This window comes from Gordonia sp. NPDC003950, from assembly GCF_053605205.1.
The window spans coordinates 246253-260823 of sequence record NZ_JBSGIT010000002.1; the positions used below are offsets into that span (position 1 = coordinate 246253).

At 66.2% G+C, this 14571-nt stretch carries 14 protein-coding genes; 10 read left to right on the top strand and 4 right to left on the bottom strand.

Annotation, left to right across the window (positions count from 1 at the left end):
* Positions 1-112 precede the first annotated feature (112 nt).
* Positions 113-1354 carry a GNAT family N-acetyltransferase gene (locus tag ACWETB_RS02855; protein WP_449741973.1) on the top strand — a complete coding sequence of 414 codons (1242 nt, stop codon included), beginning with the start codon at positions 113-115 and terminating at the stop codon, positions 1352-1354.
* 13 nt (positions 1355-1367) lie between these two features.
* Here ACWETB_RS02855 and ACWETB_RS02860 read toward each other — a convergent pair whose 3' ends face one another.
* Entirely contained in the window at positions 1368-1745 is a 378-nt protein-coding gene (locus tag ACWETB_RS02860; RefSeq protein ID WP_452209222.1) for a MarR family transcriptional regulator, read from the bottom strand.
* A gap of 163 nt (positions 1746-1908) precedes the next feature.
* Positions 1909-3294: an NCS2 family permease gene (locus ACWETB_RS02865; RefSeq protein ID WP_449742424.1), complete on the bottom strand. Its 1386-nt coding sequence runs from the start codon at positions 3292-3294 to the stop codon at positions 1909-1911.
* 181 nt (positions 3295-3475) lie between these two features.
* Here ACWETB_RS02865 and ACWETB_RS02870 point away from each other — a divergent pair, with 181 nt between their 5' ends.
* Positions 3476-3724, top strand: a complete 249-nt coding sequence (locus tag ACWETB_RS02870; RefSeq protein WP_449741974.1) for a DUF2530 domain-containing protein — start codon at positions 3476-3478, stop codon at positions 3722-3724.
* Between the two features lie 23 nt (positions 3725-3747).
* On the opposite strand, the gene ACWETB_RS02875 is transcribed toward ACWETB_RS02870, so the two are convergent.
* Both ACWETB_RS02875 and ACWETB_RS02880 read right to left on the bottom strand, forming a co-directional pair.
* Positions 3748-5046: an alpha-amylase family protein gene (locus tag ACWETB_RS02875; protein ID WP_452209153.1), complete on the bottom strand. Its 1299-nt coding sequence runs from the start codon at positions 5044-5046 to the stop codon at positions 3748-3750.
* A gap of 226 nt (positions 5047-5272) precedes the next feature.
* Complete coding sequence (locus ACWETB_RS02880) at positions 5273-5851, bottom strand: TetR/AcrR family transcriptional regulator (protein WP_449741976.1); 579 nt, start codon at positions 5849-5851, stop codon at positions 5273-5275.
* A gap of 72 nt (positions 5852-5923) precedes the next feature.
* Between ACWETB_RS02880 and ACWETB_RS02885 the strand changes: the two genes are divergently transcribed.
* The 8 genes from ACWETB_RS02885 (at position 5924) to ACWETB_RS02920 (ending at position 14553) form a co-directional block, all read left to right on the top strand.
* Entirely contained in the window at positions 5924-6775 is an 852-nt protein-coding gene (locus ACWETB_RS02885) for an alpha/beta fold hydrolase (RefSeq protein ID WP_452209155.1), read from the top strand.
* Positions 6776-6827: 52 nt separating this feature from the next.
* Positions 6828-7538 carry a type 1 glutamine amidotransferase gene (locus ACWETB_RS02890; RefSeq protein ID WP_449741978.1) on the top strand — a complete coding sequence of 237 codons (711 nt, stop codon included), beginning with the start codon at positions 6828-6830 and terminating at the stop codon, positions 7536-7538.
* 537 nt (positions 7539-8075) lie between these two features.
* Positions 8076-8867, top strand: a complete 792-nt coding sequence (locus ACWETB_RS02895; protein ID WP_348804863.1) for an enoyl-CoA hydratase-related protein — start codon at positions 8076-8078, stop codon at positions 8865-8867.
* A 33-nt stretch (positions 8868-8900) separates the two neighbouring features.
* A complete protein-coding gene (locus ACWETB_RS02900) occupies positions 8901-9650 on the top strand; it encodes an SDR family NAD(P)-dependent oxidoreductase (RefSeq protein ID WP_452209158.1) in 750 nt (249 codons plus the stop codon).
* A gap of 36 nt (positions 9651-9686) precedes the next feature.
* The gene (locus ACWETB_RS02905; RefSeq protein ID WP_452209160.1) at positions 9687-11369 is read left to right on the top strand and encodes a class I adenylate-forming enzyme family protein; all 1683 of its coding nucleotides are present in this window, start codon (positions 9687-9689) and stop codon (positions 11367-11369) included.
* Entirely contained in the window at positions 11366-12589 is a 1224-nt protein-coding gene (locus ACWETB_RS02910; protein WP_348808804.1) for an acyl-CoA dehydrogenase family protein, read from the top strand. The genes ACWETB_RS02905 and ACWETB_RS02910 overlap by 4 nt, the downstream gene beginning before the upstream one ends.
* 79 nt (positions 12590-12668) lie before the next feature.
* Positions 12669-13814, top strand: a complete 1146-nt coding sequence (locus ACWETB_RS02915) for an acyl-CoA dehydrogenase family protein (RefSeq protein WP_452209162.1) — start codon at positions 12669-12671, stop codon at positions 13812-13814.
* Between the two features lie 67 nt (positions 13815-13881).
* On the top strand, positions 13882-14553 hold the full coding sequence (locus ACWETB_RS02920) for a TetR/AcrR family transcriptional regulator (protein ID WP_452209164.1): 672 nt from the start codon (positions 13882-13884) through the stop codon (positions 14551-14553).
* Positions 14554-14571: the final 18 nt, after the last annotated feature.

Consider the following 14571-nt stretch of genomic DNA (forward strand, 5'->3'; position numbering starts at 1 on the left):
GTGCATCGGACACGGCAGTCCAGTCTGCCAAAACCCTTCGTCGGCGGGATCATCGCCAAACGATGTGGGCCGATGTGCACCACGGCGACCACGATGTGACACGGTGGATGGCGTGAGCAGCGCAGATACGACCATCGACGGACTGAGGTTGGCCCGGGCGACCGATGACGACTGGGACGACATCATCGACGCCGACGCCCGCGCATTCGCGATGCGCAATCCGCTCCCCGATGACGAGCGAAATGACTTGCGCGGCAAGGTATCCGACGCCGACATCGTCGTCGTGCGCGACGACGACACACCCGGGGATCCTCTGGTGGGTGTGTCGATGTTCTATCGGATGACCATGACGCTGCCCGGGGGCGCGCGGTCAGATGCGGCCGGCCTGTCGTGGGTGTCGGTGGCCGCGACGCATCGTCGACGCGGCATCCTGCGCCGGATGATCACCGAGCTCTTCACGCAATGGCTCGACGAAGGGCAGGTCTTCGCCATCCTGACCGCGTCGGAGGGCACCATCTACGAACGCTACGGATTCGGTCCGGCGACGTTCGCCCACCGGATTCACGTCGGCGGATCACCCCGGATGCGGGCCGCGGCACCGAAGCGCACCGGCGTGCGATTCGCCCGGCCCGACGAGGTCGCCGCGGCGGTCGCCGACATCCACGACCGCTGGTGTGCCACCCGGCCGGGCGCCCTGGGCCGCACCACACAGTGGTGGGCGCCGATCCTCGCCGATCGCGACTCCGAGCGGGCACCGGCGGCCAGCGGCCTGCACTATCTGCTCCACCAGGACGGATATGCCTCCTATCGCATCCTCAAGGGTGTCGCCGACGGCGAGGTGCGTGCGGAGGTGTCGGAGGTCGTCGCGGTCACCGATGACGCGCACACCGAACTGTGGCGCGTGCTCATCTCCCTCGATCTGGTGCCGTCGCTGACCGCCTCGATCCCCACCGACGATCCGCTGCCGTACAAGCTGGTCGACCTGCGGTCGGCGGAGGTCACCGGCATCGCCGACACCATGTGGCTGCGCATCCTCGATGTGCCGGCGGCACTGTCGGCGCGTCGCTATGCCGCCGATCTCGATGTCGTCATCGAGGTCACCGACGCGTTTGTCGACCGCGGCGGGGTGTTCGCGGTCAGTGTTCGAAGCGGCGCGGCCGCGGTGATTCGTACCGACGAGAAACCGACTGTGCGACTTGATATCTCGGTGCTGTCGAGCATCTACCTCGGCGGGATCCCGGCGCGGGAGTTTGCTGCCGCCGACCGGTTGTGGACCGATTCCCCGGAGACGTTGACGGCGCTCGAGCAGTCCTTCGCCACCGGACGGGCACCGTTCGCCGGCACCTTCTTCTGACGTCCGCCGGAGGTCAGATGTCGTTGACGATGATCTTCTCCAGCACCGGGATCGCGGCGCACAGGGTCGCGCGTTCGTCGTCGGAGAGTTCGTCGAGACGACCGTTGAGCCAGGCCTTGCGGGCGGCCACCTCGTCGGTGATGACCTTCTCACCGGCCGATGCGAGCGTGACGATCGCCTGCCGGCCGTCGGTCGGGTGCGCCTCGCGGCGCACCATTCCCAGGTCGGCAAGGGAGGCGATGACCCGTGTCATCGACGGGGGTTTGACGCGTTCGGCGGCCGCGAGTGCGCCCGGCGACATCGAGCCCTCCTGATAGAGGGTGTTGAGCGCCGACAGCTGGGTCAGCGACACGAGTTCGTGGTCGCGGCGCAGACGCAGCCGACGTGCCATTCGGACGATGGCCAGGGCCAGCGATCCGGCGAGACGTTCATCGCTCGGCAAAGTTGCTTCCACGGGCTGAATATTAGATTCTATTCAGGCTCCTCGCAGCTTCCTCGGCCGTATTGTCCATCGTCCGGACCACGCCGAATCGCGTCTCATACTTTCTGTGTGATCATCCGATCCAGTCAGAGATCGGTTGCCGGGCGAAGTAGGCGACGAACACGATCGCGACGAGCCACATCAGCGGATGGATGGTCCGCGCCTTACCTGCCGCGGTGGCCATCACCACCCAGCTGATGAAGCCCACGCCGATGCCGTTGGCGATCGAGTAGGTGAACGGCATCGTCACGATGGTCAGGAAGGTCGGCAGGGCGATCGCGAAGTTGGTGAAGTCGATGCTGCGGACCTGCGCGATCATCAGGCCACCGACGATGACCAGTGCCGGTGCGACCGCCTCACTGGGGATCACCTCGTAGATCGGGGTGAGGAACATCGCGATCAGGAACAGCACGCCGGTGACGATGTTGGCAAGACCGGTGCGGGCGCCCTCGGCGATACCGGAGGCGGACTCCACGAACACCGTGTTCGACGACGAGGAGGCGACACCGCCGGCGATCGCACCGGTGCCCTCGACGACGAGCGCCTTGCCGATGCCGGGCAGGTTGCCCTTCTCGTCGGCGAGGCCGGCTTCCTTGCCGAGTCCGGTCATGGTGCCCATCGCGTCGAAGAAGTTCGACAGGACCAGCGCGAAGACGAACACGCAGGCGGCGAGGACACCGATACGGGTGAACGCCCCGAACAGGTCGACGTCACCCACGAGACCCAGATTCGGCAGGCCACCGAAGGAATCGGGGATCGCCGGCACCGACAATCCCCAGCCGTCGGGGTTGGTCGCGCTCGAACCGAGATCGAGGACCGACTCCAGGATGATGGACACGATGGCGGTGACGACGATGCCGATCAGCAGGCCGCCGGGTACGCGCCGGACCACCAGCACCCCCATGAGCAGGACACCGATCACGAAGATCAGGGTCGGCACGGTGGTGATCGAGTTGCCGAAGCCCAGTTGCACCGGCACCGTGGTGCCGGCGGCGTCGGGAATGCGTTTGACGAAGCCCGCGTCGACGAATCCGACGAAGGCGATGAAGCAGCCGATGCCGGCGGCGATCGCCGCTTTCAGTTCCGCGGGAACGGCATTGAACACCGCGGTCCGGAAGCCGGTGACCGCGAGCGCCACAATGATGATGCCGTCGATGACGACCAGGCCCATCGCCTCGGGCCACGTCACCTCCGGCGCGATGGTCACCGCGAGCAGGCTGTTGATGCCGAGACCGGTGGCGATGGCGAACGGGTAGTTGGCGACCAGACCGAAGATGATCGACATGACGCCGGCGACAAGCGCGGTGACGGCGGCGACCTGTGCGAGCGGGAGCACATTGCCGAGGACGTCGGCGTTGTGCGGCTCACCCGGGATGCCACCGATGATGATCGGGTTGAGGATCACGATGTAGGCCATCGTGAAGAAGGTGACAAGACCGCCACGCATCTCGCGGGTCATCGTCGATCCACGTTCGCTGATCTTGAAGAAGCGGTCGATGACGTTGGTCGGCGGGTTCGGGGCCGGCGATCCCGATTCGCCCTGTGGTGGCGCGGGCGTGTTCAGGTCTGACTTGCTCAGGTCCGGCGGGTTCGGCTCACTCGACGATTCGGTGGACACACCCGAAAGTTACCCTGAGCACATGTCCGATGCAGCCGACGTTCCCGAACTGCCGCGATCGTTGCGTGCGCCCGAACCGGTGATCGCGGTCGGGATGACCGCGTGGCTGATCGCAGCCATCGTCGTCGGTGTCACCGGGTGGGGCGGTGGACGGACGCTCGCCGTCTGCCTGGTGGGTCTGGGTGTGGGCGTGCTCGGGACGTCGATTTTCCTGATCCAGCGCGCCGCGTCCCGTCGTGGGGATCGCACGGCGCAGCGCGGGCTGGACTGACACGCGCCTGCGCATCGCGCCTCTCAGCCCCCGCAGATCGCCCATCCGTGCGGTGCGACGGACCCGGGTGTGTCGCGGGTGGCGTCGTCGGAGTCGAGCAATGACGCGGAGTCGATGCCGACGGGTTGGTCGCCGAGGTTGAGGGTGAACTCCAGACGCTGTCCGTCGGCGGTCACCGCCCAGGTGGCATGCTCATTGGCCAGCGTGAGCTGTTCGGTGGTGGCCCGGTGTAGCCACGGATAGCGTCGGCGAAATCCGATGAGCCGCTGGTGAAGTCGGTAGATCCGTTCGTCCGGGTACTCGAGTTCGCCGGGGGTCGATGGGAATGGCGGCCGGACCTCGTCGTCTCCGCCGACTCGTTCGTCCTTGACGCCGGTGAAGCCGTATTCGTCGCCCGCGTACACCGACGGTGTCCCACCGAGGACAGCGAGCAGCACGATCGCGTGGTCGAGGTGGCGCGCATCGGCGATCTGGCTGGCGATGCGGGTGACGTCGTGATTGCCGATGAAGGTGGCCGGCACGAAGGCCTCGAGCATCTCGCTGTGGCGGGTCATGGCCCAGGCGAGTTCGAAGAGATTGCGGTCGTTGATGGCCGACCAGATTGCTTTCCACAGTTCGTACTGGGTGACGGTGTCGGCGGTGCTGTCGGCGACGAACCCGGCATAGTCGCCGTGGATGACCTCGGCCTCGAACCAGACGTCCGGATGAGAGGTGCGCACCTCGGGAAGCACCTGCGCCCAGAATCGGGTCGGTACCGCGTAAGCGGCATCCAGGCGCCAGGCGTCGGCACCGCGGTCCAGCCAGTGCCGCATGACGTCGACGGTGATGCGGCGGACCTCGTCGTCGTCGTGATTGAGGGTGACGAGGATGTCGTGGCCCTCGAAGGGCACGAATCGCCGGTCGTCACCGCTGCCGGTGGTACGCAGGCGCCGCGCGGCGTCACTGTCCGGCCCGTCCCGCAGTGCCGCCGCGGCGAGCGGATGACCGCGGCCGACGTGGTTGAACACGCCGTCGAGTTGGATCTTCAGTCCGCGACCGTGGGCCTCGGCGACGAGTCGGTCGAAGTCGTCGTCGGTGCCGAGCCGCGGGTCGATCCGGAAGTGGTCGACGGTGTCGTAACCGTGGCTCTCCGCGGCGAAGATCGGGCCCAACTTGATCCCGGAACAGCCCAATTCGATGGCGTGGTCGAGCCATCCGAGGATCCGCAGCAGTCGGTGCTCGTCGTGACCGTGGGGATCGGGATGGGCGCCGGTGAACCCCAGGGGATAGATCTGCCACCAGATGACGTGCTGCACCCAGTCCGGTTCTGCTCGTTGCGCCATGGTGGTCACGCTATCGCGCGCCCCCGGGTTCGCGGGTCGCCGCGCCCGACATGCGACCGGAAGGCCGCCTCAGCAGTGTCGCGGCCGTTCGGATCTGGAGGCGGACCACGGTTTCCCTGAGAATTCCTCCCCCACCGGCAGGTTCGTCCCCCAACAGTTTCCCATGGATGACCACATACCCGGGGTACGAACTACTCCTCCCCACTTTCGTACTCGCCCAACACTTTCAGCGGCGGTGAGCGTCGAGCCTCTCGCGGGCCGCCGCACCCATCGCGCGGCCCGCCGCGATCAGTGGTTCGCCGGAGCGCAGCGTTCGCGCGAGAACGAAGGCGCCCTCGAGCGCCGAGATCACGGCAAAGGCCAAGGCGCGGGCTTCGGCGTCGGCGAGGCCCCGCGACGCGAAGAGAGCCGTCGCCCCGTCGATCCAGGTACCGAAGATCGCGGCCGCGACCTCACGCAACGCGGGTTCGGAGTCCGCGGTCTCCCCCGCGACCGTGCCGACCGGGCACATGTTGATCCAGTCGGACCGCTCGATGTCGTCGGCCGCCGCGGTGAAGGCGGCCTCGATCGTCGCGGGTAGATCGTCGCCCTCGGCGAGCAGCCCACCGACGAGTTCGCCGTAGGCGGCGCCCATTCGCCGGAGTGCCACGCCGGCCAGTTCGCGCTTGCCACCCGGAAAGTGGTGATAGAGCGACCCATTCGGCATCCCGGACGCGGCGATCACCTGGCTGATCGGGGTTCCGGCGTAACCGTTGCGTCGCAGCGACTCACCCATCGCTACGGTGATCCGCTCGTCATTTCGCATGATCTCACTCTAGACCACACGCTCCAGAGTGGTTACTCTAGAGCAATCACTCCATCACCCATGGGAGGCCGGATGCCCACCACGACCACACGCCGCCGCGTCGACCTCCCGGCGGGAACCATCGAGTACCTCGACCAGGGCGCAGGCCATCCCGTCGTGCTGTTGCATGGGTTGTTCATGGACGGAGCCCTATGGGATCCGGTGATGCCACTCCTGCCCGACGGGTTCCACTACCTCCGCCCGGTACTACCGCTCGGCGCCCACCGGATTCCGATGAACACAGACGCCGATCTGTCGCTGACCGGACTCGTCCATCTGGTCGCCGACTTCCTCGACGCTCTTGATCTCCACGACGTCACGGTCGTCCACACCGATTGGGGCGGTGCGCTTTTCCTGACCGCGATCGGTCGCGACGATCGCGTGGGCTCGATGATGATCCTGCCGTGCGAGGCCTTCGACAACTTTCCTCCGGGATTGCCCGGACGAATGGCATCCATCGCCGCCCGGCTACCCGGCGGGCTCACCCTCGCGGCTCGCCAGATTCGTAGTTCCCTGTTCCGGCGGACACCGATGGTGTTTGGCTGGATGACGGCCCGCCCCCTCGACAACGACCTCGCCCGCAGGTGGACCGATCCGGTCTTGACCATTCCCGGTATCGCCCGCGATCTTGCGAAGTACGCGTCAACCGATTTCGACCCGGCGAGTTTGATCCGTGACACCGAGGCACTGTCGGGGTTCGACGGGAACGCCGTGGTTGTCTGGTCGCCGGACAACAAGGTGATGCCCACCACGCACGGACGCGCCCTGGCCGACCTTCTTCCTCACGCCGGCTATCGCGAGATCGGCGGCGCCGCAGTGCTACTCACACTCGACGCGCCCACCACGGTGGCCGCGCACCTGACCGAGTTGGTGAACACGATCTGAACGGTGGCGGTTAGGATCGGCAGAGTCATCGGGATACTGAAGGGGACGGTCCATGCCGCATCGACTGCTGGTGGTGGAGTTCGCGCTCCGATCGGACTATCGCGAATCCCTTTTGGGGACACTGCTTCCGGCGTTCACCGAGCATGGCTACGACGTAGCCATCCATTGCTTCGATTGTGATGCACCGAAGCCGAGCCCCGATCCTTCCGACTTCGACGCCGTGCTGGTCACCGGCTCACCCGAATCCGCCTTCGACGACACCCTGCCCTGGATCGACGATGCGCGACAACTGATGTCGGACACCGTCGATCAGGGAGTACCCACCCTCGGGGTGTGCTTCGGCGCGCAGATGCTGGCGATCGCACTCGGCGGGTCGGTGGCCCGCAGCACACACCCCGAACACGGTTTCGTCGAGGTCGAGAGCACCCGTCCCGATCTCATCGGCCCCGGACCGTGGCTCGAATCCCACATCGACACCATCACCGTGCCCGACGGCGTCGATGTGATCGCCACCAATGACGCAGGTGTTCAGGCCTTCGTCTCGGGCCCACACCTCGGGGTTCAGTTTCATCCGGAGGTCACTCCCGAGGTGCTGACCTCCTGGTATCAGGGGTTCATCCGTCGCAGCCATCACGATTCCGGCGACGTCGACCGCGCTGCGATGGCCGCCGCCGTTGCCGCGCGGATCGACGAGTCGGCGGCCGATTGCCGCGAACTCGTCGATCGGTTTCTGCGGCACGCGGCGTTACCGCTCACCGAGTGACCGGGTGGCGCGATCCGCCGACAGCGGTCGGCCGCTCCCGGTCACGCAATCAAAGTATTCGCCGCAGCGTCCATACGCTCCGCATCGGTTTTCGCAGCCTTGCCGGCATCGCCGGCGGCGATCGCGTCGACGATGTCGAGGTGGCGTGGCATCCATGTTGCGGATTCCGCGATCGACGCCGGCGAACATGATCGACATCCGGATGGTGCCTCCGAGCGATTGCCAGGAATGCACCAACCCGCTCCTCACACCAGCGGCGCTGTATTGCTCCCTGACCTGATCGGCTCGCTCTCCGGCGGCCACACCTCGCTCGAACTCGGCAATGGTCATGGCCACACCTAACCACCGCCGATATCACTCGAACGATATCCCCAGGAGCACATGAACAGCCGGTCGGCGGCAGGTGGGTTTCTACGCCTACCCTCTCCAAATACTCGATGTGACCCTTGACACGCCGTCGGAGTGAATGTACGTTCATTCACCATGAAGTGCTGATCACCGCCCGGCGATCAGGGACCGAACACAGGGAGCACCGAGATGAACTACGAAGACATCGACTACACCGTCGAGGGACCGACCGCGATCATCACGATGAACCGGCCGCAGCGCTACAACGCCTTCCGCGCCAAGACCGTCGAGGAGATGATCAACGCCTTCCGTCGCGCCTGGGCCGACAAGAACGTCCAAGCGGTGATCCTCACCGGCGCCGGCGAGAAGGCCTTCTGCACCGGCGGCGACGTCAAGCAGCGCGCCGAGACCGGTGACTACGGCCCGTCCGAAAGCGGCATGTTCGAGATCGGAAACCTGCACAAGACCATCCGCGACATCCCCAAGCCGGTCATCGCGGCGGTCAACGGCCTGGCCATCGGCGGCGGCCACGTGCTGCACGTGCTGTGCGACCTGACCATCGCCGCCGACACCGCCCGCTTCGGCCAGTCCGGCCCCAAGGTCGGCTCCTACGACGCCGGATTCGGCTCGGCCTTCCTCGCCCGCATCGTCGGCGAGAAGCGGGCCCGCGAGATCTGGTACCTGTGCCGCCAGTACGACGCCGAGACCGCCGAGCGTTGGGGCCTGGTCAACTGGGTCGTCCCCGCCGCCGACCTGCTCGACGAGGCCAAGAAGGTCGCCGCCGAGATCGCCGAGAAGAGCCCCACCGCCATCCGCTTCCTCAAGCAGAGCTTCAACGCCGACACCGACCACCAGGCCGGCCTGTCCAATCTCGCGATGAGCTCGCTGGATCTGTTCACCCACTCCCCCGAGGGCCTCGAAGGTGCCGCCGCATTCGCCGAGAAGCGGATGCCCGAATTCAACAAGTACGTCGGCGCCTGAGCCCCGATCCCACCTCACCACACCGGAGAAACCATGAGCAGCAACAACATCGCCGTCGTCACCGGAGCCGCATCCGGCATCGGCAAGGCCATCGCCCTCGCGTTCGCCGAACAGGGCACTACGGTCATCGCCGCCGACCTCAACCTTGACGCCGCCAAGCAGACCGCCGCCGAGAACACCAACATCGTCCCGATGAGCGTCGATGTCTCCGACCGCACCCAGGTCGACGCCCTGCGTGACGCCGTCAACGCCGAGGTGGGTGTGCCCGACATCCTGGTCAACGCCGCCGGCTGGGACCGCACCGACCAGTTCCTCAACGCCACACCGGAATTCGCCGAAAAGGTCGTCGCCATCAACTACCTCGGCCCAGTGCACATGGCCAGCGCCTTCCTGCCCGGCATGGTCGAGGCATCCAAGGTCGAGGACTGGCAGGGTGGCCGCGTGATCAACCTGGCCTCCGACGCCGGACGCGTCGGCAGCTCGGGTGAGTCGATCTACGCCGGCGCCAAGGGCGGCGTCATCGCACTGTCGAAGTCCCTCGCGCGTGAGATGGCCCGCTACCAGATCACCGTCAACGCGGTCTGCCCCGGCCCCACCGACACCCCGCTGTTCCAGGCGCAGGACGAGAAGCTCAAGGCCGCTCTCGTCAAGGCGATCCCGTTCCGCCGCCTCGCCCGCCCCGACGAGGTCGCCGCACCCGTCCTGTTCTTCGCCTCCCCCGCAGCGTCGTTCATCACCGGACAGGTGATCAGCGTCAGCGGCGGACTCACCATGGCCGGCTAGGCCAACGGTCACCCGAGAGATCACTGGAGATCCGCCATGAGTTACGTCTACGACGCACACGCCTACCGCTCGTTCTTCGAGAACGAGTTCACCTATCTGAACGGCTTCCGCCGCAACGTCTCCCGCTACGCGAACGCGATCGCGATGATCGACCCGGTGACCGAGACCACCTGGACCTACGCGCAACTCGGCGCCGACGTCGACACGGTGGCGGCGGGACTGGCCGCGGTAGGCGTGAACACCGGTGACGTCGTCGCCTACCAACTGCTCAACGGCCCGGAGTTCGCGCAACTCTACCTCGCCACCCAGGTCGCCGGCGCGGTCGGATCTCCGGTGAACTTCCGGCTCGCCGCCGGCGAGACCGCCGTCATCCTCGACGTCAGCCGCCCCAAGGTGTACATCTACGACACCGACTACACCACCATGGTGACCGAGGCGATCGCACTGGCCGACCACACACCGGAGATCCTGGTGGGCGTCGGCACCGGGTCACTGGTGGACGGACCCGTCTCCATCCGCTTCGATGACCTACCCTCGGATTCGGCTGTGCCGCAATCGGACAGAGGCGTCTTCGACGAGACCACGCGGCTCTACACCTCGGGCACCACCGGCATGCCCAAGGCCGTGCCGATGAACAGCGCCATCGAGATCTTCTCCGCACACGACGTGATCATGGCCTTCCCGCTCTCGCCGGAGGACCGCACCCTCAACATGACCCCGTGGTTCCACCGCGGCGGACTGTATTGCGCCGGACCCAATCCCACCTTCTACCTGGGCTCCTCGCTGGTGCCGATGCGCGCCTTCGACCCCGAGGTGGTGCTCGACTGGGTGGAGAAGTACCAGCTGACCTTCCTGATCGGCGCCCCGACGAACCTCGCCATGCTCGCCACCGCGCAGCAGGCCAAGCCTCGCGACCTGTCGAGCCTGCGGGGTATCGTCACCATGGGCGCACCACTGGAACGTGAAGCCGCACTGCACTATCAGAACATCCTCACCCCGCGGATCTTCAACGGTTACGGTTCCACCGAGGGATTCTGGAACACCTTTCTGCGACCCACCGACCTGCCCGATCACGCCGGCACCGCCGGCCGCGCCTGCATCGACGACGATGTCCGGGTGGTCGTGGTGCACGACGACGGTCACCTCGCCGATCCCGACGAGATGGTCGCCCGCGACGGCTCCGAGGTGGGTGAGGTCATCATCCGCTCACCCAAGTGCGCTGCCGCCTATTACGATTCTCCCCTTCAGGAGAAGGCGAAGTACAACGGCAGCTGGCTGCATATCGGCGATCTGGCCACCTGGGATGCCGACGAATTCGTCACCATCGTCGGCCGCAAGGACGACATGCTGATCTCCGGCGGCGAGAACGTGCACCCGGTGCAGGTCGAGGAAGCCCTCAACGGCCACCCGCAGGTCGCCGATTCCCTTGTCGTCGGCGTCCCCGACGACCGGTGGGGCCGACTCGTCGTCGCCTATGTCGTGCCGGTCGAAGGCGCTCACCCCACACCCGAGGAACTCGACGCCTACTGCCGCACCCATCCGATGCTCTCGCAGTTCAAGCGGCCCCGCGCCTACCGGGTCATCGAATCCCTCCCCGTCTCTGCCACCGGAAAGAAGCTGCACTACAAGGCAACCGAATCCGCGGCCACCGAGATGGCCGCCGGCCAGTTCACCTCCCCCGACTCCGCACTCTCATCCTCGACAGGAGCCACCCGATGAGCGCCACCACCTCCGCACCCAAGTTCTCCGCGATCGATCCCCTCAACCTCGACCTCGGCTACTCCGACGACGAACTCGCGGTGCGTGATTCGGTCCGCGGCTTCCTCGCCGAACACGTCACCCCGCACATCGCCGACTGGTTCGAGGCCGGCGGCATCCCCGGCGCCCGTGACCTCTTCAAGGAGTTCGGCCAGCTCGGCGTCCTCGGCATGCACCTCGATGGATATGGTTGCGGCGGAGCATCATCGGTGCACTACGGTCTCGCCAGTCTCGAACTCGAGGCCTGCGACTCCGGTATCCGCTCGATGGTGTCGGTGCAGGGCTCGCTGGCGATGTTCTCCATCTACAACAACGGCAGTGAGGAACAGAAGAACCGGTGGCTGCCGTCGATGGCCGAGGGCACCACGATCGGATGCTTCGGCCTCACCGAACCCGATGCCGGTAGCGATCCCGCGGCGATGAAGACACGTGCGCGCCGCGACGGCGGCGACTGGATTCTCGACGGCCGGAAGATGTGGATCACCAACTCGCCCATCGCCGACGTCGCCGTCGTCTGGGCCAAGACCGATCTCGGCGACGGCGAGGTGGGCGTCCGCGGATTCATCGTGCCGACCGACACGCCGGGGGTCTCGACACCGGAGATCAAGCACAAGTTGTCCCTGCGAGCCTCGACCACCGGCGAAATCGTCCTGGACAATGTGCGCCTGCCCGCCGATGCACTGATGCCCGGCGACGACAACCTGCACAAGGGCAAGGGCATCAAGGCACCCCTGTCCAGCCTCACCGAAGCCCGCTACGGCATCATCTGGGGCTCCATCGGTGCGGCACGCACCGCATGGCAGGCAGCCGTCGACTACGCCGCGCAGCGAACGCAATTCGGCAAGCCCCTCGCCGGGTTCCAACTGACGCAGGCCAAGATCGCCGACATGGCACTGGAACTGCAGAAGGGCCAGTTGCTCGCCCTGCATCTCGGTCGTCTCAAGGATACCGTCGGCCTGCGCCCGGACCAGGTGAGCTTCGGCAAGCTGAACAACACCCGGGAAGCCATCAAGATCTGCCGCACGGCACGAACCATCTTGGGCGGCAACGGCATCTCGCTGGAGTACCCGGTGATCCGGCACATGGTGAACCTGGAATCGGTGCTCACCTACGAGGGCACCCCGGAAATGCATCAACTCGTCCTCGGCCAGGCCTTCACCGGCGAGAACGCCTTCCGCTGAGCCGGCGCCTACCCCCGCCGGTCGAGTAGCCCCGAGGAACAAGGGGCGTATCGAGACCCCCTATCCCAGGAGACCCACCATGACATCCCTCACCCACGACATCGAGCACAAGCACTTCCGCGAGACCGTCGCACGGTTCGTCGCCGAACAGATCACGCCGCACCACGAGGACTGGGAGTCCGCGGGCCTGTGGGATCGCAGCATGTTCACCGAGGCCGGCAAGAACGGCCTGCTCGGATTCCCGGTGGCCGAAGAGTTCGGCGGACCCGGCGTCGACGACTTCCGATACAACGCCATCGTCATCGAGGAAACCGCGAAAACCGGTGCCGCAGCGGAAGCCATCTCCTTCTCGCTGCAGAACGACGTGGTGCTGCCGTACCTGGTGGAGATGACCACCGACGAGCAGAAGGCGCGGTGGCTGCCCGGCGTCGTGTCGGGTGAGACGGTGCTGGGCATCGCGATGACCGAACCCGGCACCGGCAGCGACCTCACCGGCATCCGCACCTCCGCGGTCCGCGACGGCGACGACTACGTCGTCAACGGGTCGAAGACCTTCATCTCCAACGGCCGCAACGGTGATCTGTTCGTGGTGGCCACCCGCACCAGCCCGGACAAGCACAAGGGGCTCACCCTGCTCGTCGTCGAGGCCGACACGCCGGGCTTCGAACGCGGCCGCAACCTCGACAAGATCGGTCTGCACGCGCAGGACACCAGCGAGTTGAGCTTCACCGACATGCGTGTGCCGGTGGCCAATCGGCTCGGCGAGGAGGGGCAGGGCTTTTACCAACTCGTGCACAATCTTCCGCAGGAGCGGTTGAGTCTGGCCATCGGAGCGGTCGCGGCCGCGGAGGGTGTCTTCGCCCGAACGATGGACTATGTCAAGGAGCGCACCGCCTTCGGTTCGCCGATCAGCTCCTTCCAGAACACCCAGTTCGTGCTCGCCGAGATCGCCACCGAACTCGACATCGCCCGAACCTCTCTCGACGACTGCATCGCCGAGCACGTGACGGGTGAGCTGACCGCGGCACGGGCGGCGAAACTCAAGTGGTGGGCCACCGAACTGCAGTTCCGCACCGCCAATCGCTGCCTGCAGTTGCACGGCGGCTACGGCTACATGCGCGAATACGCAGTGTCGCAAGCGTTCGTCGACGCCCGCATCCAGACGATCTACGGTGGCACCACCGAGATCATGAAGACGATCATCGCCAAGGACCTCGGCATCTGAGGCGTTCGTCGTCGTCGCATACACTGTGAACGACGATTCACCGGCCCAACCAGCAGAGGAGACACGGATGGCCAAGACAGCCGCGGCCCGATCGGTGGCCGACACCGCGGTCGAGGATGCGGTGCGGGCGGTCCGGGTGTCCTCACGCCAGCGGCAACTTCTCGACGCCGCGGTGGCGGTCATGGAGCGCACCGGTTTTCACCAGATGTCGATGCAGGCCCTCGCCGAGGAGGCGGGCGTCAGCGTCGGACTGTTCTACAAGTATTTCGGCGGCAAGGAGGACATCCTGCTCGCCGCGATCGTCGACATCCTGGAGAAGTTCCGCGACCGCCTGCAACCGGCGATGGACGTCGCAGGTGACGATCCGGTGCGTCAACTCATCGCGGGCTTCCGGCAGTACCTACAGATCGTCGACGAGAACCGCGACGCCGTCGTCCTGACCTATCGGGAGAGCCGGACCCTCGACGCCGACGGCCGCGAGGCGATCAAACAACTCGAGGTCGAGACATCGGCTCCGATGCGGGACGCCATCGAATCCGGCGTCGCGGCCGGACTCATCCGTGCCGACGTCGACGCCGACCTCGTGGTCTTCGATCTGATGATGCTGGCCCACGGCTGGGCGCTCAAACACTGGCACTTCGCGCCACATCTGACCATCGATGCGTACACCGAAAGTCAACTGCGCCTAATGCTTCCGTCGCTCGTGATCCCCGAGCGGGTGGCCGACTACCAGCCGTAGCCGAGTCGGCCGCGAGTT

Excerpts from the sequence above, each read along its gene's own strand:
- ACWETB_RS02920 (WP_452209164.1), top strand. The coding sequence starts at position 13,882 with ATGGCCAAGACAGCCGCGGCCCGATCGGTGGCCGACACCGCGGTCGAG.
- ACWETB_RS02915 (WP_452209162.1), top strand. The coding sequence starts at position 12,669 with ATGACATCCCTCACCCACGACATCGAGCACAAGCACTTCCGCGAGACC.
- ACWETB_RS02875 (WP_452209153.1), bottom strand. The coding sequence starts at position 5,046 with ATGGCGCAACGAGCAGAACCGGACTGGGTGCAGCACGTCATCTGGTGG.
- ACWETB_RS02870 (WP_449741974.1), top strand. The coding sequence starts at position 3,476 with ATGTCCGATGCAGCCGACGTTCCCGAACTGCCGCGATCGTTGCGTGCG.
- ACWETB_RS02865 (WP_449742424.1), bottom strand. The coding sequence starts at position 3,294 with ATGACCCGCGAGATGCGTGGCGGTCTTGTCACCTTCTTCACGATGGCC.
- ACWETB_RS02890 (WP_449741978.1), top strand. The coding sequence starts at position 6,828 with ATGCCGCATCGACTGCTGGTGGTGGAGTTCGCGCTCCGATCGGACTAT.
- ACWETB_RS02910 (WP_348808804.1), top strand. The coding sequence starts at position 11,366 with ATGAGCGCCACCACCTCCGCACCCAAGTTCTCCGCGATCGATCCCCTC.
- ACWETB_RS02905 (WP_452209160.1), top strand. The coding sequence starts at position 9,687 with ATGAGTTACGTCTACGACGCACACGCCTACCGCTCGTTCTTCGAGAAC.
- ACWETB_RS02885 (WP_452209155.1), top strand. The coding sequence starts at position 5,924 with ATGCCCACCACGACCACACGCCGCCGCGTCGACCTCCCGGCGGGAACC.
- ACWETB_RS02895 (WP_348804863.1), top strand. The coding sequence starts at position 8,076 with ATGAACTACGAAGACATCGACTACACCGTCGAGGGACCGACCGCGATC.
- ACWETB_RS02900 (WP_452209158.1), top strand. The coding sequence starts at position 8,901 with ATGAGCAGCAACAACATCGCCGTCGTCACCGGAGCCGCATCCGGCATC.
- ACWETB_RS02880 (WP_449741976.1), bottom strand. The coding sequence starts at position 5,851 with ATGCGAAATGACGAGCGGATCACCGTAGCGATGGGTGAGTCGCTGCGA.
- ACWETB_RS02860 (WP_452209222.1), bottom strand. The coding sequence starts at position 1,745 with ATGGCACGTCGGCTGCGTCTGCGCCGCGACCACGAACTCGTGTCGCTG.